Here is a 19,795-nt window from a genome sequence, read left to right as displayed (position 1 = left end):
TTTATTCCTCTGGTTTTCTAAACTTCAAAGTAAAGCGGTCGCTTTCTCCGATGCCTATGTATAAATCGCGATTTGTTTCCCCAAGTGCAAGCGTTGGAGGTAGAGTCCAAACTCCTCGCTCGTAATTTGCGCTATCGAGGTCGTTGCTATTCACGTCACTCTCGCCAACGAACTCAAACCCTGCGGCTTCTGCAAATGCGATAGCCCAGCTTGCCTTCATGTAGCCAGAACCTTCCATTTCACTGTCGGCACGGTGTTCTGGCAAGCGGTGGTCAACAATGCCTAAAATTCCGCCTGGCTTAAGTGCGGTATAAAAAGCTTGGAATGCTTGGTTCAAACCTTCTTCGCCACCACCCATATACCAGTTGTGCATATTACGGAAGCTCAATACACGATCAGCTGAACCAGCAGGAGCGATCTCGTAGTCGCTGCCAGGTACGAATGTGCTAATGGTTACATTACTGTAAACATCAGAACCCGCCATTTTTTCTTCAAAGTTCGCACGAGAGTTACTGTAATATTCGCGCTCATGGTTCGGGTCGAAGTGTGCTGCATAAAACTGACCATCATCCTTGAGGTAAGGAGCAAGGATTTCTGTATACCATCCGCCACCTGGCCAGATTTCAACTACGGTCATGTCTGGCTGAATTTCAAAGAATGTTAAGGTTTCTAGAGGGTGACGAGCATTGTCGCGCTCTACATAAGCTTCAGTGCGATGTTCGCTGTTGATTGCTGCACTTAAGGCTTCTTGACTATTGCTCTCGGAAGCATTTTCGCCCCCAGAGCAAGCGCTTAGAAATACTAATGTAGCCGCTGTTGTTAACTTCATACTTGTACGCATGTTGTTATCTCCTTGAAGCCAGTAAAGGCTTAACTATAGCTTTTAATTAATGTCTAAAGTGTCTAATCGATGTAAATACCATGGCAATTCCATGCTCGTCTGCTGCGGCAATAACTTCTTCGTCTCGTATAGAACCGCCCGGCTGAATAATTGCTTTAATGCCAGCTTCAGCTGCCGCATCAATAGTGTCCCGGAAAGGGAAAAACGCGTCTGACGCCATGACCGAGCCTTCAACCACAAGGTTCTCGTCTGCTGCTTTTATTGCCGCAATCTTAGCACTATACACGCGACTCATTTGCCCTGCACCTACACCAATGGTCATACCGTCTTTGGCATACACAATTGCATTCGACTTCACGAACTTCACCACATTCCACGAAAACAATAGATCTTTTAATTGTTCTTCAGTGGGTTGTGTTTTAGTCACTACGTTTAAATCATCTAAACCGATTCGTGCGTCGTCGCTGTCTTGAATAAGAAGTCCGCCTTTGACGCGTTTGTAGTCTAGTTGCGGTGCTGAAGTTTCAATTGCGCCTGTGGTAAGTAAACGTACATTCGGTTTGCTGGCTACTAACGTTTGAGCCTTTTTCGATGCGCCTGGTGCGATGATTACTTCGACAAATTGACGAGAAATAATCGCGTGCGCCGTAGCTTCGTCTAGTTCGCGGTTGAACGCGATAATGCCGCCGAACGCTGACGTTGGATCGGTTTGATATGCACGTTCATAAGCCGCCAAAATATTATCACCTTCAGCTACGCCACAAGGGTTTGCGTGTTTAACAATGACACATGCTGGGGTAGTGAAATGTTTAACGCATTCAAAAGCTGCATCGGTATCGGCAATGTTGTTGTATGAAAGTTCTTTACCTTGCAACTGTGTTGCTGTGGAAATACATGCTTCGCTAACATTGCTCTCGGTATAAAACGCAGCATTTTGATGGCTGTTTTCACCGTAACGTAAGTCTTGCTTCTTCTCGACTTGAATATTGTAAGTACGAGGGAATTGACTCTCTTTACTCTGTACTTTTAAACCTAGGTAATTCGCGATCATGCCGTCGTAGGCTGCGGTGTGTTCGAAAGCAGCAGTAGCTAAGTCTTGGCGAGTTTTAAAAGTCGTTCCGCCTTCTGCTTCAAGCTCTGTAACTACGCGAGAATAGTCTTCTGCGTTAACTACTATTGTGACGTCATTATGGTTTTTTGCTGCCGCTCGAACCATAGTGGGGCCGCCAATGTCGATGTTTTCAATAGCGTCTTCGTAACTACAGTCGGGTCGAGCAACAGTTTGAGCAAATGGGTATAGGTTTACTGCGACAAGATCGATAGGTGCAATGTTTTGTTCAGCCATAACCGTTTGGTCTTTGTCTCTGCGCCCCAAAATACCACCATGAATTTTAGGGTGAAGCGTTTTAACTCGACCATCCATGATTTCGTTCTGGCCGGTATGCTCAGAAACCTCAATTACTGGAATGCCTGCTTCCTGAAGAAGTTTTGCGGTACCACCGGTGGAAAGAATTTCTACGTTGAGCTGGTGCAACTTTTGCGCGAAGTCGACGATGCCGGTTTTATCGGAAACACTCAGCAGTGCGCGCTGAACGGGACGAATCTGACTCATGGTGTACTCACTATTTTGGCGTTGACGGGAATTCAATTTTGGTCGAAGAGGAACGATGGAAAAGACTTTCCAGACCACTTCATATGCGGCTCAGTATTATACGGTATTGTGCGCAAGAAACGAAGTTAGAAAACAAAAAAGCGCCTGTGATGACTCAGCAGGCGCTTTTGAAAAAGTGAGCGATGAATCTTAGTTCATGCCGTATTTTTTCAATTTCTTACGAAGAGTACCGCGGTTGATGCCTAGCATTGTTGCTGCGCGCGTTTGATTACCACGAGTATAAGTCATTACTTCTTCAAGTAATGGAGCTTCAACTTCTGAAAGAACAAGTTCGTAAAGCTCTTCAGGATCTTGGCCATCAAGTTGACCTAGAAAGTTGTTTAGCGCTTGCTTTACAGAATTACGCAATGGCTTAGGATTAGCGTTTGGGGCTTGAGTAATTAAAGGGTGAGTTTCTGTCTCACGGTTTCCATTGTAGTCAAACATAATAGCGCTCTTTTCTCTCTGCTAAATTGACGATAAAAAATTCAAGGCTTCTAGCTGTTCAGATGAAGTCTCAAGTGCATTAAATTTCGCACGAAACTGACCTGGATTACCGAGTCCTTGTACGTACCAACCAATGTGTTTGCGGGCAATCCGAACTCCGGTATGCTCGCCGTAAAATGCATGTAGCTCCTTAAGGTGCTCACCCATAATACGTATAACTTCACTTTTTTCTGGCGGGGGAAGTTTTTCACCCGTCTGAAAGAAATGAGTAATTTCTCTGAATATCCAAGGGTTACCCTGTGCTCCACGGCCAACCATGACTGCGTCAGCTTGCGTGAACTCAAGAACCTCAAGCGCCTTTTCCGGTGACGTGATGTCTCCGTTAGCGATAAGAGGAATTTGAATAGCCTCTCGAATATTCTTAATTGTTTCGTACTCCGCATGCCCTTTGTACATGCATGCACGAGTGCGGCCATGAACAGTAAGAGCTTGTATGCCCTCACGTTCAGCGATTTCCGCTATTTGAACTCCGTTGCGATGCTCTGGAGCCCAACCTGTACGAATTTTAAGTGTGACCGGAACATCTACCGCAGCAACAACTGCACTAATAATGTCCCGAACCAGCTCAGGTTCTTGCAGTAGCGCAGAGCCTGCTAGCTTTTTATTCACTTTTTTTGCGGGGCAGCCCATATTAATGTCAATGATTTGCGCGCCTTCAACAACGTTATGTTGGGCGGCTCTTGCCATTAATTCAGGGTCTGAACCTGCAATTTGAACAGATCGTAATCCTGGCTCCTTATGATGCGCCATGCGATTTTTGGACTTGGCGGTGTCCCACACCTTCGGGTTGCTCGACAGCATCTCCGATACTGCCAACCCGGCACCAAGTTCAACGCACAGGCGACGGAATGGCAAGTCGGTAACACCAGCCATGGGCGCGAGAATAACGTTGTTCTTTAATTCGTAACTGCCAATCCGCATCGTTCAAAAACTGTTCAGCGAAAGGGTGGAGAATTTTAGGGAATTTACAGCCGAAAAAAAAGGCGAATAAGTGAACAAAAAACGATTTTTTTGCAGTTTTTTAGCTTGACTTATTCCGCCTCTAGACCTTTGTTGCGAAGACCTGTTAGGGAATTGTTACGGATTCACGGCAATACCATGAATAAGTGACCAATCACCTTCAAATCGCGCTTCCGCAAATGTAACGCCCTCCGAGTATGCATTCATCACATCCTCTGCTTGGCGATGTAGAATACCTGACATGGCGATCGGAGAGTCTGGCTTTAGGTAACCTTGAATCACGCCGGACAGCTCTTGGAGAGGGCCCGCTAGAATATTGGCAATAACGATATCGGCTTTTATGTCTGGTGCATTTTGGGGTAGATAGACTTCAAATTTGTCGCCCACGCCATTTCTTTTGGCATTATCTTTGGTGGCAATTAGTGCTTGCTGGTCTATATCGGTGCCAATACAGCGCGCGGCGCCAAGCTTTAATGCTGCAATACCTAAAATGCCTGAGCCGCAACCGAAGTCGACGATAGTTTTTCCTTCCAGATTTTGCTCGGTTAACCATGTTAAGCATAACGAGGTGGTAGGGTGGGTGCCGGTACCGAATGCCATCCCCGGGTCGAGTAAAATAAAAGGTTGTTCTGGTTTCGGGGGCTCATGCCAAGAAGGAACGACCCAAAACTTGTCTCCAAAACAAATGGGTTTGAAGTTGTCCATCCATTCTCTTTCCCAATCTTTGTCTTCGAGTGGGTCGGTTTTATATTGCAATGGTTGAGCAAGAAAGCTTACTTTCGCTAAATTACTCAGTATGGGCTGTAACTTTACTTCAGCTGGGTAAAGACCAGTCACTAGGGTTTGCGACCATAGCTGAACTTCACCGGGGCCAGGTTCAAATATAGGTGCGTCCTTTGCGTCTCTATAGGTCACTGCTTGGGCTTGGTTAGCCATAAGAATGTCACCTAGTTGACGCGCGTGCGCCTCGTCGGTAGTTAGCGTTAGTTGAATCCAAGCCATGCTTTACCCTTAATCACAAAAAAAGCTCAGACGACTGTCTGAGCTTTTGTATTTTAGCAATTTAAGAAAGAAACGGGAAACTAAGAGATTCCCAGTTTCTTTTCTAAATAATGGATGTTTGTTCCGCCATGTTGGAAGTTCTCGTCGGCCATGATCTCTTTCTGCAAAGGAACATTCGATTTGATGCCTTCCAAGATAAGCTCACCTAGGGCATTGCGCATTCTTGCAATCGCAACGTCTCTGTTGTCTCCATGGGTAATAAGTTTACCAATCATAGAGTCGTAGTTAGGTGGTACACGGTAATCCGTGTAAATATGAGAATCCCAACGGATGCCTAGCCCACCTGGTGGGTGAAAACGTGTCACCGTGCCTGGAGACGGAATGAAGTTTTTCGGATCTTCAGCGTTTATACGACACTCTACTGCGTGACCCCGAATCACCACGTCTTCTTGACTGATCGACAAAGGTCTGCCCGCCGCAATACGAAGTTGTTCTTTCACTAAGTCGATTCCTGTTACAAGCTCTGTAACCGGGTGTTCAACCTGAATACGTGTATTCATTTCAATGAAGTAGAACTCACCGTTTTCATACAAAAACTCGAACGTTCCCGCGCCGCGATAACCAATTTCGATACAAGCACGAGCACAGCGCTCGCCAATGCTTTTACGCATTTCTGGAGTAATACCTGGCGCTGGCGCTTCTTCCACTACTTTTTGGTGGCGACGTTGCATAGAACAATCGCGTTCTCCTAGGTGGATAGCGTTGCCTTGTCCATCAGCTAATACCTGGATTTCGATATGACGAGGATTCTCTAGAAACTTCTCCATATAGACAATTGGGTTACCAAACGCTGCGTTTGCTTCGGACTGTGTGGCTTGAATTGAGCGAAGTAGATCTTTTTCTTCGCGCACAACACGCATACCTCGACCACCACCACCGCCGGCAGCTTTAATAATAACTGGATAACCAATACGTTTAGCGACTTTTAGGTTCTTCTCGTCGTCGTCACCCAAAGGGCCGCCTGAACCAGGCACACATGGAACGCCTGCTTTTTTCATCGCTTCGATTGCTGAAACTTTGTCACCCATCATGCGAATAACTTCTGGCGTAGGGCCTACGAAAATAAAGCCCGAATTTTCGACCTGCTCTGCGAAATCAGCATTCTCTGACAAGAAACCATACCCCGGATGGATGGCTGCCGCGTCGGTAACTTCCGCCGCGCTTATAATTCGAGGAATATTTAGATAGCTTTCTGCAGCTGAAGGCGCGCCGATACAGATAGACTCGTCAGCTAAAAGAACGTGTTTTAAGTTCTTGTCGACGGTTGAATGTACAGCAACTGTTTTTATACCGAGCTCTTTACACGCGCGTAAAATGCGTAACGCAATTTCACCGCGGTTGGCTATCACTACTTTATCTAGCATGACTATTGCCTTTTTGTTCGGTTATTCAATGATGAATAGCGGTTGATCGAACTCAACAGGTGCTTCGTTTTCAACTAATACTTGCTTCACCACACCCGACACTTCTGCTTCAATTTGGTTCATCATCTTCATAGCTTCAACGATGCACAGGGTGTCGCCCACGTTAACGCGCTGACCGACAGTAACAAATGCTTTCGCCCCTGGAGCTGGAGACTCGTAGTAAGTACCGACCATTGGCGACTTAATCACGTGGCCTGAAACTTCTTCCTTGGCAGGTTCAGCGTTTGCTGCCGGCGCTTCTGCTGCCGGTGCCGCCGCAGGAGCCGGAGCTGGCATGTGCTGAGGAACTTGATATTGCGCCATTGCAGGCATCATGTTCTGATTATTGCGACTAATTCTTACCGCTTCTTCACCTTCGGTAATTTCTAGCTCCGCAATGCCAGACTCTTCAACAAGTTCGATTAATTTCTTAATTTTCCGAATATCCATAAACCGTATCACTCATTATTAGTGTTTAAATTAATGTTTTTTAATTCTATTTGTTCTGTAAATGCTGCAATGCACCTTTCAGTGCAACTTCGTAACCCGTCGCGCCTAATCCACAAATAACCGCCTGTGCACAGTCGGAAAAGTAGGAGTGCCTACGAAATGGTTCGCGAGCATGAACGTTAGACAGGTGAACCTCTATGAAAGGTATGCCTACGCCTACTAGAGCGTCTCGTAAAGCAACACTGGTGTGTGTAAACGCCGCAGGGTTAATAATAATAAAATCTATTTCCCCAGATGCTTGATGTATCGCGTCGATAAGTTCGTGTTCTGCATTCGACTGAACATGGGAAATTCTTGCTTGGTTTGTAGCACTTTGTAGCGACTCGATAATAGAAGCCAAGGTTTGCGTGCCATAAATCTCAGGCTCACGGGTACCGAGTAAATTCAGATTTGGACCATTAATAATAAGAATCTGAGCTTCTTTATGCATTACTTGTAGCCATTTGTCGCTAACTTTCGCGAACCCACAGTTTTGTGATGAGCTCGCTACCTAAATTGTTAATTGGCTTCTATTATAATCAGAAATTTCCAAATCGCAGCAAATTACTGGTCTTATCACCGAAAATGCGACACTTTACTTTCAACTTTGTTGCTTTTTGCGAATGATGAAAAGAGCTAGTAAGCCAACTGCGAGCACTATAATGAGAAAGACCCAGCTGTAATTTCCATTTCCAGGATTGGATGTTTCGGTATTAATGGCGGCTGTCCCATTTACGCCGTTGGTTTGGCGCAGGAAAATAGTCTGCGTAGATGGGGGGTAGCAAAAACCTTCATCGGCACATCCTTGGTAGTGAACCGTCAGAGGTTCATTCCGACGTGCTTGGTTTAGACTTACATTGAACGAAACTTGATCACGATAAATGACAGTTGACCCAAAGAACTGATCTTCATAAGCAATCCCTTCAGGTAACTCTATTTCTCCTGCGACTTTTTCTTCAGGGGTTAAATTGAAGCGTTCTTGATAAAGATAAAAACCTTCCGGTATTTGAAAAGAAACAGTCAGCTCATGGTCAATTTGTTGATAGTCGAGAATAAAGACTTCTTCGGGTGGTGGAAATGAGTTGGCTCCGTTTAAGCTTTGTAAATTTAAGCCGTTCGCTTGTGCGTGGACACAAACTGAAAATAGAACGCCAACAACAATGACGCTAAGACGAATAAAACTCATGAATTTACTTCCTCATTAATCCAACTTAAATACGGGGACAGCCCTCTGTCTATCTTCACGGCGATAATTTCTGGCACATCATAAGGGTGATGTTCTTGAATGTATTGTTCGGTTTTCCCATATGCTGAGTCAGTTGTTTTTATAAATAAGGCATGTTCAGCAGAAGACTCTACTTTGCCTTGCCATCTATAAAAGGACTTGCCTTGAGGTTGAACTTGCACACAGGCGGCAAGGTTATTTTGAATAAGTCCCTCTGCTATTGCTTCTGCGGCAGCTAGGTCGGGTGTTGTAGTTATTATAAGTAAGTGTGACATAACGTTCGATTCAGATGTAGTTACCTTGAAATAAAAGAAGTACGCCCAAATGTGGACATAATAACCGAATGGGAGTTCATCATGCAGTTAGTTTTATTTGTACTTTTTGTGGTCATGCCAATTATTGAAATTTCGGTATTGGTGCAGGTTGGCCAACAAATTGGTGCAGGCCCTACGATTGCCTTGGTTATTTTAACTGCCTTGTTAGGTTCAGGCCTAGTTAAGCAGCAGGGGTTGAATACCTTTGCCAGAGCCCAACAAAAGATGGCTATGGGCGAAATGCCGGGGCAAGAATTAATTGCGGGATTCATGATTCTCGCGGCGGGTATATTTTTAGTCACGCCTGGGTTCGTAACTGATGCATTGGCCCTGCTTATGTTGTTGCCGGTAATTCAAAAGCATGTAGGTATGTGGGCTTTGAAAAAGTTAGCCCATAGTAAAAACGTGCACTTTTCATTTACGGGTGCGTCTTCCCGATCTTCGTCACAATATAAGAGCACTCGTTCAAGCAACGAACACGGGAATACGTTTGAAGGGGAGTATTCAAGACAAGAAGATTTTGAGCAGGTTGAGGATAAAGAAAAAAAGTAAAAAAAATTGCTCTTAGCTCTTGGAATTACTTTGTGTGACCCCATTTAGTTACCAACTTATTTTTTAACAGATGGCTGGAATGGTTCCAGTCATTTTTTCCATCATTGATTATGGGAGTATCTCGATGAAACTTCGTCCTTTACATGATCGTGTGATTGTTAAGCGCTCTGAAGCAGAGAGCAAATCACCGGGCGGTATCGTTCTTACTGGTTCTGCAGCAGAGAAATCTACGCGTGGTGAGGTTATCGCTGTAGGTAATGGTCGCATTTTAGAGAACGGTGAAGTGAAGCCGCTAGACGTAAAAGTTGGTGACACAGTTCTATTCAGCGACGGCTACGGTGTAAAAACTGAGAAGCTGGACGGTGAAGAAGTTCTTATTATGAGCGAGTCAGACATTCTGGCGATTGTTGAGTAATTCTCGACTTTCAGTGTTTCAACCGAATTAGATTGAAGGAAGAAAATCATGTCAGCGAAAGAAGTAAAATTTGGTAACAGCGCGCGTCAGAAAATGCTAAAAGGTGTAAACACCCTAGCGGACGCGGTAAAGGTTACTCTTGGCCCTAAAGGCCGTAATGTAGTTTTAGAGAAGTCATTTGGTGCGCCAACGATCACTAAAGACGGTGTTAGCGTTGCGAAAGAAATCGAGCTTGAAGACAAGTTCGAAAATATGGGCGCGCAAATGGTTAAAGAAGTGGCGTCGAAAGCAAATGACGAAGCGGGCGACGGTACGACAACTGCAACTGTATTAGCGCAGTCGATTGTTACTGAAGGTTTGAAAGCGGTAGCTGCGGGTATGAACCCAATGGACCTTAAGCGCGGTATCGACAAAGCGGTGGTTGCTGCAGTAGAGGAATTGAAGAAGATTTCTCAGCCTTGCTCTGACAGCAAAGCGATTGAGCAAGTGGGTACAATTTCTGCTAACTCAGACAGCACCATTGGTGAAATCATTGCCAAAGCAATGGACAAAGTAGGCCAAGAAGGTGTTATTACCGTTGAAGAAGGTCAAGGCCTGCAAGACGAACTTGAAGTAGTAGAAGGTATGCAGTTTGACCGTGGTTACTTGTCTCCATACTTCATCAACAACCAAGAAACTGGAACTGTTGAGTTAGACAACCCACATATTTTGTTGGTCGACAAGAAAATCAGCAACATTCGCGAATTACTTCCTGTACTAGAAGGTGTAGCGAAGTCTGGTAAGCCTTTATTGTTGATCGCTGAAGATGTAGAAGGTGAAGCGCTAGCAACACTAGTTGTAAACAATATGCGTGGCATCGTGAAAGTTGCAGCAGTTAAAGCTCCTGGTTTCGGTGATCGTCGTAAAGCTATGTTGCAAGACATCGCTACGTTAACTGGCGGTACCGTGATTTCTGAAGAAATCGGGATGGAACTAGAAAAAGCACAACTTGAAGACTTAGGTAGTGCTAAACGTGTTGTGATTAACAAAGACAACACCACTATTGTTGACGGTGCAGGAGACCAAGACGCAATTGAAGGTCGCGTAACGCAAATTCGTCAGCAAATCGAAGAGACTTCTTCAGACTACGACAAAGAGAAGCTTCAAGAGCGCTTAGCAAAACTAGCTGGCGGTGTTGCGGTAATTAAAGTTGGCGCAGCAACTGAAGTAGAAATGAAAGAGAAGAAAGCACGTGTAGAAGACGCACTTCACGCAACTCGCGCAGCAGTTGAAGAAGGTGTAGTACCTGGTGGTGGTGTTGCTCTTGTGCGCGCTGCAAGCAAATTAGCAGAGCTTCGTGGCGACAACGAAGAACAGAACGTAGGTATTAAAGTTGCACTTCGTGCAATGGAATCACCTCTTCGTCAGATCGCATACAACGCGGGCTCAGAAGCTTCTGTAGTTACGAATAAAGTGAAAGAAGGCGAAGGTAACTTTGGTTACAACGCAGGTAACGATACCTACGGTGACATGCTTGAGATGGGTATTCTTGACCCAACAAAAGTGACTCGTTCAGCGTTACAGTTCGCAGCCTCTGTAGCTGGCCTAATGATTACCACTGAAGCAATGATTGCAGAGCTACCAAAAGAAGAAGCTCCTGCGATGCCTGGCGGTGACATGGGTATGGGCGGAATGATGTAATCGGCCCTGTTCGGATGAAAAAGCTGCGCCTTGGCGCAGCTTTTTTCGTTTTAGCGGGTTTACTTTTTTTGACACACTTAAACGCTTTGTGACCACAAATTTGCGAAAGAACGTATATGCTGTAAAAGTAAGCAAGGATTCAGAATTTAGGAGGGTCCTATGAATCGCATAATTGCAGTTTTAATGTTGGGTTTGGCATTCGCAATGCCTGCACAAGCAGGAGAAGCCTCAGTAACGTGGGAAAACCCTGACTCATATCGAGACATTCGAGCTGCGGAAGAATTACAGTCGCGTTTTGAAGAGCGGGTTTTTGCAGAGTTTGAAAGACATTTTGCTGAGTTGGCGGGGAAACTTCCCGACGGTCAAAAGTTACATATCACAGTAACCAATCTTGATTTGGCAGGTGAAGTTTTACCGAATCAATTTGGTGGCTCAATGAATATGGTGCGTGTTGTTCGTAACTCAGACTTTCCCAGCATGGAGTTTAACTATCGCCTAGAAAGTGCTAGTGGAGAGACGTTAGCAAGTGGCCAAGAGCGTCTTAGAGGTCGTGACATGCCTGGTCAAGGAAGTTCTTATATTCAAGGTCGTTCACAACATGAAATGCTTGATTATGAACGAGCTATGCTAGATAGATGGTTTTATTTTAGATTTGAGCAATAAATTTTCTAAAGTTGTGGGTTTTACGGTCGATAGCATGGATGCGGCGTGTTTCGTCGCGCAAATTTAGGCAGTAAAAGGAGGCCAAAATGGAAATTGCATCGCAAGGTCCACAACAGCTCGAGTTGGTTTCGCTTAAGTTGGCGAAGAATCAGCAAAAACAAGAAGGTGCGGCAACGCTTCAACTTCTTGATTCTGCGGCTCAGTCGGCACCAAAGCAGAACTCGACTCCGGGGGCTGCCGTAGGAAACAACATCAACACTACAGCATAAGCTTTAGTTTGGTGGGCGCCCTGCGGAATTCCGCAGGCGCCATATCTTCTCTCCAGTCTCCCGTAAACTTAAACAATGGGAGGTTCTCATGAAATTTCTAAAAGTCACTTTAATTCTTGCGTTAGGTATTGGTATTTCGCCAGTAACGTTTGCAGGTGAGGCTTCTGTTACATGGTCCTCACCAGAAAACTATGAAGACGTTCGTTTAGCGCAAATCGACCCAGACAATGAAGAGTTACAGGTTCGCTTTTCAAGAATTGCTCGCCATATCGACAGGCTTGCAGAAATGCACCTTGCTGATGGTGAAGAATTGAAAATTACTGTAACCGATTACGACATGGCTGGCACCATGCTGGCAAATCAAGGTTTCAATGCAAGGGAGTTCGAGCGCAAAGCTATGATGAATGAGTTTCCTGTGATGACGATAGACTTCGAGCGCGTTTCTGCTGACGGAACTGTTGTATCATCAGAGCAAGGCGTTGAAATTGAAGGGCGGGCAATCCGCACCGAAGGGAGATCTCGATTTCCTCGGATTTCCTCACGTGATGAATACGTGAGTGCAGAACTCAATATGCTAAACCGTTGGTTTGCGCAGCAGTTCTTAAGCCAAGAATAGTCGAACTAAAAGGCGGAGATCGGAGTTTTACTAAGCTCTCCGCCTACTTCCTGCACTAACTTAGGTACAAGAAACCCTGGCAGTTCTACCAAGAGTTGTTGATAAATTTCCTGTGCTTTTTGTACTTCAACATTGAAGTGACTCGCTCCCTCCACTTTATCTAATAAATGCAAGTAGTAGGGTAAAACCTGCCAATCGAATAACTTTTCACTGAGAGCTACGAGTGTTTCAGTGTCGTCATTAATCCCTTTCAACAGAACAGATTGATTGAGCAAGAGAATGCCATGCTCTTGCCAGATCGAGAGGCGTTTCTTGAGTTCTTCGCTTAATTCATTCGGGTGATTGGCGTGAAGAACTAAAATGCTTTTTAAGCGACTTGATTCGAGCACTTTGGCTAAGCTGTTTGTGAGTCGACTTGGAATAACTATAGGTAGTCGCGAGTGGATTCTTATGCGTTTTATGTGGTCAATGGACTCAAGCGCACGAACAAAATCTTCTATTTGTTGATCTGAGGCCATAAGAGGATCGCCGCCACTAAGAATAACCTCGTTGATTTCAACGTTTTTGCGAATATATTCGAGAGATTGCTCTTTTTGCTCTCTGCCGAAATGATTCTCTTCATAGGGAAAGTGACGTCTAAAACAGTATCTACAATTTACTGCACAGCCACCTCTGAAAATAATAAGGACTCTAGATTTGTACTTATGTAACAAGCTTGAGGGGCCTTCAAGTTGCTGTTCAAGTAACGGGTCTCGTACAAAGTCTGGGTGTTGTTGAAACTCGTCGGCTGAAGTCATAACTTGCTTAAGTAGTGGGTCGTTCGGATTGCCTTGACCCATGAGAGCGACAAATGGTTTCGGCACGCGCAAGGGAAATAATGATTTTGCAGGTGCGTTATGGCGAATCCAGGACTCATCTAGATTAAGAACCCGACCTAACTCTTCAGGAGAGGTAATGCTGCTCGCTATTTCTTGTTGCCATTGAGGGCGTACTTGTAATGAAGAAGCCATATTCCGAAAAACTATGCATGGTGCGCGCTATTTTACCTGAAATCTCTTTATATTTGGTTTATTATTAGCGCCAAAATTGCCTAAGGATGAAAGAGGAACATATGGCAAGTTACAGCACAAGTGAATTTAAAGGTGGTCTGAAAATCATGCTCGACGGCGAGCCATGCTCGATCATCGAGAATGAAATGGTCAAGCCAGGTAAAGGCCAAGCATTTAACCGTGTGAAGATTAGAAAACTGTTAAGCGGTAAAGTGGTTGAGAAAACGTTTAAGTCAGGCGATTCAGTTGAAGCCGCGGACGTGATGGAAGTGGAATTAGACTACTTGTATAACGACGGCGAATTCTGGCACTTCATGAATAATGAAACGTTCGAGCAGTTAGCGGCAGACGAAGCGGCTGTAGGTGATAGCGAAAAGTGGTTGGTTGAGCAAGATACTTGTACGCTTATGCTTTGGAACGGTAAGCCAATCACAGTAACACCACCAAACTTTGTAGAACTTGAAATCACGGAAACAGATCCTGGTTTGAAAGGTGATACAGCCGGTACTGGCGGGAAGCCTGCAACGCTATCTACTGGCGCTGTGGTTCGTGTACCTTTGTTCGTGCAAACGGGTGAAGTGATTAAGGTTGATACGCGCACCGGAGAGTATGTTTCTCGCGTTCAGAAATGATCGAATCTAAATCTTGGCAGCCTAGTGCTGCACTCGAAAATATAAAAGCTCGGTCTGCTCTTCAACAGCAGATTCGAGCTTTTTTCTTAGAGCGTGATGTTGTTGAAGTTGAAACGCCGATATTGGCAGCTAGCGGTGTAACTGAACCTCATATCGCCAATATGCAAGTACATGCAGAGTCTGGTCAGTTTAAGGGGCTGCATAAACTTTATTTACAAACTTCTCCTGAATACGCAATGAAGCGATTGCTTTGCGCAGGCATAGGAGACTGCTTTCAAATATCCAAAGTGTTTCGAAATGACGAGATTAGTTCTCGTCATAATGTCGAATTCTCTATGCTGGAGTGGTATCGCCTAGGCTTCACGGATGTGGAACTGATGGCAGAAATAGAGCTCCTTATGCGTGAGATATTTCCCGATGTCGCTTCACAATACTTAACCTACCAAGACGCATTTATCCGTTATGCGCAAGTTGATCCACTGGCTGCTAATGCTCAGGAGCTTGAGGCTTCTTTAATGCAGAAGGGTATTGATTGTGAGGTTGTTAAAGGAGATAGAGCCGCTCTGCTCGATTTACTCATGAGTTGTGTGGTTGAACCTTCACTAGATAGAGAACAACTTACCTTTGTTTATCACTTTCCTGCTGAACAGGCTTCTCTCGCAAAGCGCTGCGAACAAGATGACCGAACAGCGCATCGGTTTGAACTTTTCTATGGTGGGCTAGAGCTCGCGAATGGCTATTGGGAACTGCAAGACCCAATTGAACAACGAGCTAGGTTTGAGAAAGACAACACGCAGCGAGGCTCTATGGGATTACCAGAAGTTCCAATTGATGAGCGATTTTTAGCTGCGTTGGAGTCGGGCTTGCCTGCCTGCGCTGGCGTAGCGATGGGCGTCGACCGCTTACTGATGCTTAAGTTAGGGGCGAAGCATATAAAAGAAGTTCTAACCTTTACAACTGATTCAGCCTAAATATTGTAATCGGGTTAGCCATCCCTCTCTTTGGTATGTTATACTGTAACATTAGTTGAGAGGTTCATATGCAACATAAAACATTCGATAAAGCTGGTATTTGGGTCGCAATCTTGTGTGCGATTCATTGCTTACTCGTACCCGTAATTCTTCCTACCCTTAGTTTAATGGGGCTGGCGTTTATGGGGTTGTTTTGGGTTGAGATGTTGGTCCTTTCTTTGAGCGCAATTATTGGTGGTTCAGCGGTTGTTATGGGACTAAAGCACCATGGTAGTTTTATCCCACTACTTATGTTGATTGCTGGAATAGCCTTATTTATCGCAAAGCACGACCTTCATGCACCATGGGAGCAGATTGTTATTGTTATAGCCTCCTCGCTTTTAATCGGTGCGCATTCATTGAACTTGTATTTATGCCGTGCGAAAAACCACGTGCCGTGTGAAGAGGTTGATGAACAACAAGCCGTAGAGCATGCTGTCGAAAGCCCCGCTAAGGTATCTTCTTAATTAATCCTTTCGAACAAGGTGTACGCCAGACTCCATATGGTGTGTAAACGGGAACTGATCGAATAGAGCTGCGGCTACTACATGATGGGTTTGGCACAGTTTAGATAGGTTCTCTACCAACGTTTCTGGATTACAACTGATGTATATAATGTGTTGGTAGGGTTGAATTTGCTCAAGAGCATCACTGTCTAGCCCTGCTCGTGGAGGATCAACCAGTACGGTTGAAAAGTCATAGGTCTCAAGTTCAAGATCATCTGCTCTTCGAGAGTCTAATTTACCGGCAATTGCTAAAGCAAAATCTTCCGCTGACATTCTCGCTATTTTCACGTTTTCAATTTTATTCAGTGCGATGTTCGTTTGCGCTGATTTTACCGATGTTCTCGAAATCTCTGTTCCTAATACGCGCTTAAAGTTGCTCGCTAGTGGAAGACTGAAATTACCATTGCCGCAATAAAGTTCTAATAAGTCACCTTCTAATCCACTAGTTTCTCTTTGCGCCCATTCCAACATTTTAACGTTGATCGCGGCATTAGGCTGAGTAAAGCTATTTTCTACTTGTTCAAATAAATAGTCTTTTCCGGCGACGGAGAGCTTTTCGATCACTGCGTCTGTATCTAGACAGATTTTCTGCTTACGTGCTCTACCGATAATGTTCACGGCACAAAACTGGCTTAGGTGGCCTTTTAGACCTAGTACTTCGTTCTGCCATGTCTCGTCGAGCTGTCTATGGTAAAGCAAAGAAATAACAGCCTGATTAGAGGTTGTGGTTAAGAAGTCGACCTGAAACAGGCGGTTTCTTAAAATTTCCCTATTTTTTACGTAATCTAATATTTCCGGCATTAAGCTGTTTATAAGCTCCCCTGCAGCAGGAAACTGGTCGACCCTATATTTATCCCGAGTACCGGGGTGGAACATCACGTAATACAAGTCGTCCCCATCATGCCATACTCGAAATTCGGCTCTCATACGGTAGTGTTGCTCGGGGGAGGCAAACACGTCTATTGAAGAGGTATAAAAGGGCGCCAACTTCTCGGTAAAAAGCTGTTTTTTGTTTTCGAGTTGAGTTTGGTAAGACTCAGACATGAATAATTTCCTTGGCGCCGCAAATTTAAAGGCGCGTATTGTAACTCGAAGCTTATTACAAAGCACGGCTGCGTTAAGTTGTTTGTAAAGTGGGTTGAAGTGCTGAAAAAAGTGCGATAGATCTATGCACTTGTTATGACTTGTCAATAAAACATTAATAATTAAGTTATGGCAATGGAAGTGAATCCATACCTTGCATCGGAAGCTACTTAAAATAATAAATCAAGGTAATTCTTATATATGTCTTTTTCAAAACTAACACTGTTACTCACCAGTGGAGCAGCACTTGGCATGTCTATGATGCCTACGGTATCTGCTAATCCAGACCATCAACGTGTCATTGTTAATTTTCAGCCAGGTAGTCACGCAGCAGTGATGCGCTCGGTTGAGCGAGCTGGAGGTCGCCAGGTTGTAGATCTACAGCAGCATCATGCAATGGCAATTGAAGTTCCCGCTCAAGCGTTAAATGGCTTGCGCAATAATCCTAACGTTCTTTTTATTGAGGAAGACGTTAAGAGGGAGCCGATGAGTGAATATGAGCCGGGTGCACCTTATGGTATTAGCTTGGTTCAAGCTGACCAGGTAACTGCGCAATTAGCGAGTGGTCGTAAGGTTTGCATTATCGACTCGGGCTATGACTTAGGTCATCCAGATTTACAAACTAACTTTGTTACGGGTGAATACGACTCGGGGTCTGGAGACTGGTATGTGGATGGTAATGGCCACGGTACACACGTAGCAGGAACCATTGCTGCAGTGTCGAATGGCGAAGGTGTCGTGGGTGTAATTCCCAATGCAGAACTCAATCTTCACATAGTAAAAGTATTTGATGCTAATGGTTGGGCATACTCATCATCACTTATCGCCGCGGCAGACCAGTGCGCTGCCTATGGTGCGAATGTGATTAATATGAGTCTTGGTGGATCAAGAGCGAGTAACACCGAGAGAAACGCGTTTAGCGCACTTAACGACGCGGGCGTTTTGAGTATTGCAGCTGCCGGTAACGACGGCACCACAGCTTATTCTTATCCCGCTTCATACGATGCGGTAATGTCTGTAGCTGCTATTGATAGCAACAAGCAATTAGCAGATTTTTCACAGCGAAATGATCAAGTAGAAATATCTGGACCTGGTGTAGACGTGCTATCTACCGTACCAAGAGGAATGGGCCAGGTATCTACTTTTACCGCAGGGGGCTCAACATTTGCTGCTTTAGGCATGGAAGGTTCAGTTGAAGGTGACGTGACCGGACCTTTAGTTGATTGTGGCTTGGGTACAAGTACTTGTACAAATGCTCAAGATGCAGTGTGTTTGATAGAGCGCGGTGACATTAGCTTTGCTGACAAAGCCCTAGCCTGTGAAGCCGGTGGCGGTGTTGCAGCCGTTATCTATAACAATGTCGCAGGAGCGTTAAGCGGTACATTGGGTACAACTAATGTTTCTATTCCTACTGTGGGAATTAGTGACGTAGACGGAGCAAGTGCTTTAACTTCTTTGGGGCAAAGCGCATCTGTTACTCTTGGTGCGGGTGATTATGCGAGCTTTAATGGCACGTCTATGGCTACTCCACATGTGGTGGGCGTAGCAGCATTAGTTTGGAGTCATTTCCCAGAGTGTACTAATAACGAAATCAGAGATGCATTGAAAGCAACCGCTGAAAACTTAGGTGCCGCCAATAGTTACGGCGCCGGTCTGGTTCAGGCGAAAGATGCATACGACTATCTAACCTTAAATGGCTGTGCTGGTGGTGATACTGGCGGTGGCGATGGCGGAGATAACGGTGGTGACACCGGTGGTGCTTCCATCGAGTTAGCAGGACAAGGTGGTAAGGTTCGTGGTCGCTGGACGGCTGAACTATCTTGGACTGGCACGAGTACTACCCAGGTCGATATTTTCAGAGATGGGGCATTAATCGATACAGTGAATGATTCTGGTGCATATACAGACAGCACAAACATGCGTGGTGGTGGTTCTTTAACTTACCAAGTATGTGAAGCTGGAACGTCTGTTTGTTCTGAGCAGGTTACAGTTCAGTTCTAAGTTAACTCTAGAAAATAAAAAAGGGGTTACCTCTCGCGAAGTAACCCCTTTTCTTTTATATATGTTTATTCAGATTGTTCAGAATGAGCTAAACGAACCTTTAAAGTGCGCCCTTCAAATTCTTTATCATTCAATTTAGAAAGTGCCTTCTCAGCTGCTCCGTCTTCCATTTCAACGAAACCGTAACCTTTCTTACGACCCGTTCTTCTGTCTTTCACTAGCCTTACAGAAAGAACTGCACCATATTTAGCGAACGCATCTTTAACTGCGTTCTCGTCAGTTTTAAAAGGTAGGTTACCCACATATAGGGTAGTACCTTCGCCTGCACTTTGGTCTGAATCAAAGTTAGAGCTTGCCTTGCGGGTTGGAATAATGTTCGCAAGTAATGGCACAAGTGCACCACCTAAAAATGCACCAAGAGCAATAATGCTTATTGTAGTGGAGTCAGAAGATGTTAGGAAAAGTTGGCTAACTAAAGTAAAAACGACAGCGAATAATGCGGCAATAAGAATACGAGTTGCGCTGCTAGCTTGTTCCATGAAAATACCTTTATAAGTCTAATTGTTGAAAAACAATCGCTATCTTAGCGTTTCATTGTGGTGGCGGCAAAGCCTTGAGCATAAAAAATAAAAGCTAATGCTTAAATAAAGACTCACATTGAGCGAAAAGAAACAAAAATAAGATGTTTAGGTCTTTTTTTAACCGATCAAGGTGAAATACATACTTAACTACCCACCTTTTGCTTAAAAATGAACTTCAAACATAGAAAAATGAAAAAAGTTTTCATCAATGAGTTGACATAAAAAAATGGGTGTGTAGAATGCGCACCTCGCTTCGAGCAGAAGCAACGTTCTTTAACAATATATC

At 44.7% G+C, this 19,795-nt stretch carries 23 protein-coding genes; 10 read left to right on the top strand and 13 right to left on the bottom strand.

Annotation, left to right across the window (positions count from 1 at the left end; translation table 11 throughout):
• Position 1: 1 nt before the first annotated feature.
• From DQX04_RS09615 to cutA, 10 genes are all read right to left on the bottom strand, one after another.
• Positions 2-841, bottom strand: a complete 840-nt coding sequence (locus DQX04_RS09615; RefSeq protein ID WP_111915718.1) for a class I SAM-dependent methyltransferase — start codon at positions 839-841, stop codon at positions 2-4.
• 46 nt (positions 842-887) lie between these two features.
• Entirely contained in the window at positions 888-2,453 is a 1,566-nt protein-coding gene (gene purH / locus DQX04_RS09610; protein WP_111915717.1) for a bifunctional phosphoribosylaminoimidazolecarboxamide formyltransferase/IMP cyclohydrolase, read from the bottom strand.
• A 189-nt stretch (positions 2,454-2,642) separates the two neighbouring features.
• Complete coding sequence (gene fis, locus DQX04_RS09605; RefSeq protein ID WP_111915716.1) at positions 2,643-2,939, bottom strand: DNA-binding transcriptional regulator Fis; 297 nt, start codon at positions 2,937-2,939, stop codon at positions 2,643-2,645.
• A gap of 21 nt (positions 2,940-2,960) precedes the next feature.
• Positions 2,961-3,920, bottom strand: a complete 960-nt coding sequence (gene dusB / locus DQX04_RS09600) for a tRNA dihydrouridine synthase DusB (RefSeq protein WP_111915715.1) — start codon at positions 3,918-3,920, stop codon at positions 2,961-2,963.
• A 156-nt stretch (positions 3,921-4,076) separates the two neighbouring features.
• Positions 4,077-4,961: a 50S ribosomal protein L11 methyltransferase gene (prmA, locus tag DQX04_RS09595; RefSeq protein ID WP_111915714.1), complete on the bottom strand. Its 885-nt coding sequence runs from the start codon at positions 4,959-4,961 to the stop codon at positions 4,077-4,079.
• 80 nt (positions 4,962-5,041) lie between these two features.
• A complete protein-coding gene (accC, locus tag DQX04_RS09590; protein ID WP_111915713.1) occupies positions 5,042-6,385 on the bottom strand; it encodes an acetyl-CoA carboxylase biotin carboxylase subunit in 1,344 nt (447 codons plus the stop codon).
• Between the two features lie 21 nt (positions 6,386-6,406).
• Positions 6,407-6,874, bottom strand: a complete 468-nt coding sequence (gene accB, locus DQX04_RS09585; protein WP_111915712.1) for an acetyl-CoA carboxylase biotin carboxyl carrier protein — start codon at positions 6,872-6,874, stop codon at positions 6,407-6,409.
• Between the two features lie 46 nt (positions 6,875-6,920).
• Complete coding sequence (gene aroQ, locus DQX04_RS09580; RefSeq protein WP_111915711.1) at positions 6,921-7,364, bottom strand: type II 3-dehydroquinate dehydratase; 444 nt, start codon at positions 7,362-7,364, stop codon at positions 6,921-6,923.
• A 150-nt stretch (positions 7,365-7,514) separates the two neighbouring features.
• Positions 7,515-8,099, bottom strand: coding sequence for a protein-disulfide reductase DsbD domain-containing protein (locus tag DQX04_RS09575; protein WP_111915710.1), 585 nt, complete (start codon positions 8,097-8,099; stop codon positions 7,515-7,517).
• The gene (gene cutA, locus DQX04_RS09570; protein ID WP_111915709.1) at positions 8,096-8,413 is read right to left on the bottom strand and encodes a divalent-cation tolerance protein CutA; all 318 of its coding nucleotides are present in this window, start codon (positions 8,411-8,413) and stop codon (positions 8,096-8,098) included. Before cutA ends, DQX04_RS09575 begins: the two co-directional genes overlap by 4 nt.
• 81 nt (positions 8,414-8,494) lie before the next feature.
• On the opposite strand from cutA, the gene DQX04_RS09565 reads away from it, so the two are divergent.
• From DQX04_RS09565 to DQX04_RS09540, 6 genes are all read left to right on the top strand, one after another.
• Positions 8,495-9,004, top strand: a complete 510-nt coding sequence (locus tag DQX04_RS09565) for an FxsA family protein (RefSeq protein ID WP_111915708.1) — start codon at positions 8,495-8,497, stop codon at positions 9,002-9,004.
• Positions 9,005-9,128: 124 nt separating this feature from the next.
• Positions 9,129-9,419 (top strand): co-chaperone GroES, encoded by a 291-nt coding sequence (locus DQX04_RS09560; RefSeq protein ID WP_111915707.1) that lies wholly within the window; start codon positions 9,129-9,131, stop codon positions 9,417-9,419.
• 48 nt (positions 9,420-9,467) lie between these two features.
• Positions 9,468-11,099, top strand: a complete 1,632-nt coding sequence (groL, locus tag DQX04_RS09555) for a chaperonin GroEL (protein WP_111915706.1) — start codon at positions 9,468-9,470, stop codon at positions 11,097-11,099.
• 159 nt (positions 11,100-11,258) lie between these two features.
• On the top strand, positions 11,259-11,762 hold the full coding sequence (locus tag DQX04_RS09550; RefSeq protein WP_111915705.1) for a DUF3016 domain-containing protein: 504 nt from the start codon (positions 11,259-11,261) through the stop codon (positions 11,760-11,762).
• An 86-nt stretch (positions 11,763-11,848) separates the two neighbouring features.
• Positions 11,849-12,031, top strand: a complete 183-nt coding sequence (locus DQX04_RS09545) for a hypothetical protein (protein WP_111915704.1) — start codon at positions 11,849-11,851, stop codon at positions 12,029-12,031.
• An 88-nt stretch (positions 12,032-12,119) separates the two neighbouring features.
• Positions 12,120-12,647, top strand: a complete 528-nt coding sequence (locus DQX04_RS09540; protein ID WP_111915703.1) for a DUF3016 domain-containing protein — start codon at positions 12,120-12,122, stop codon at positions 12,645-12,647.
• Between the two features lie 5 nt (positions 12,648-12,652).
• Here DQX04_RS09540 and epmB read toward each other — a convergent pair whose 3' ends face one another.
• Positions 12,653-13,657: an EF-P beta-lysylation protein EpmB gene (epmB, locus tag DQX04_RS09535; protein ID WP_111915702.1), complete on the bottom strand. Its 1,005-nt coding sequence runs from the start codon at positions 13,655-13,657 to the stop codon at positions 12,653-12,655.
• A gap of 101 nt (positions 13,658-13,758) precedes the next feature.
• Here epmB and efp point away from each other — a divergent pair, with 101 nt between their 5' ends.
• From efp to DQX04_RS09520, 3 genes are all read left to right on the top strand, one after another.
• Positions 13,759-14,328, top strand: coding sequence for an elongation factor P (efp, locus tag DQX04_RS09530; protein WP_111915701.1), 570 nt, complete (start codon positions 13,759-13,761; stop codon positions 14,326-14,328).
• On the top strand, positions 14,325-15,299 hold the full coding sequence (gene epmA, locus DQX04_RS09525) for an EF-P lysine aminoacylase EpmA (protein WP_111915700.1): 975 nt from the start codon (positions 14,325-14,327) through the stop codon (positions 15,297-15,299). Before efp ends, epmA begins: the two co-directional genes overlap by 4 nt.
• A 68-nt stretch (positions 15,300-15,367) precedes the next feature.
• Positions 15,368-15,805, top strand: a complete 438-nt coding sequence (locus DQX04_RS09520; protein WP_111915699.1) for a MerC domain-containing protein — start codon at positions 15,368-15,370, stop codon at positions 15,803-15,805.
• Here DQX04_RS09520 and trmA read toward each other — a convergent pair whose 3' ends face one another.
• On the bottom strand, positions 15,806-16,888 hold the full coding sequence (gene trmA / locus DQX04_RS09515) for a tRNA (uridine(54)-C5)-methyltransferase TrmA (RefSeq protein WP_111915698.1): 1,083 nt from the start codon (positions 16,886-16,888) through the stop codon (positions 15,806-15,808).
• Positions 16,889-17,128: 240 nt separating this feature from the next.
• Between trmA and DQX04_RS09510 the strand changes: the two genes are divergently transcribed.
• Positions 17,129-18,928 carry a S8 family serine peptidase gene (locus DQX04_RS09510; RefSeq protein ID WP_111915697.1) on the top strand — a complete coding sequence of 600 codons (1,800 nt, stop codon included), beginning with the start codon at positions 17,129-17,131 and terminating at the stop codon, positions 18,926-18,928.
• Positions 18,929-18,993: 65 nt separating this feature from the next.
• Here DQX04_RS09510 and DQX04_RS09505 read toward each other — a convergent pair whose 3' ends face one another.
• Positions 18,994-19,467 carry an RNA-binding protein gene (locus DQX04_RS09505; protein ID WP_111915696.1) on the bottom strand — a complete coding sequence of 158 codons (474 nt, stop codon included), beginning with the start codon at positions 19,465-19,467 and terminating at the stop codon, positions 18,994-18,996.
• Positions 19,468-19,795 lie beyond the last annotated feature (328 nt).

The sequence above is a fragment of the Aliidiomarina sp. B3213 genome, from assembly GCF_003290085.1.
Lineage (GTDB): Bacteria > Pseudomonadota > Gammaproteobacteria > Enterobacterales > Alteromonadaceae > Aliidiomarina.
The sequence above is the reverse complement of the archived record's forward strand: the minus strand, read 5'-3'. Positions and strand labels throughout refer to the sequence as shown.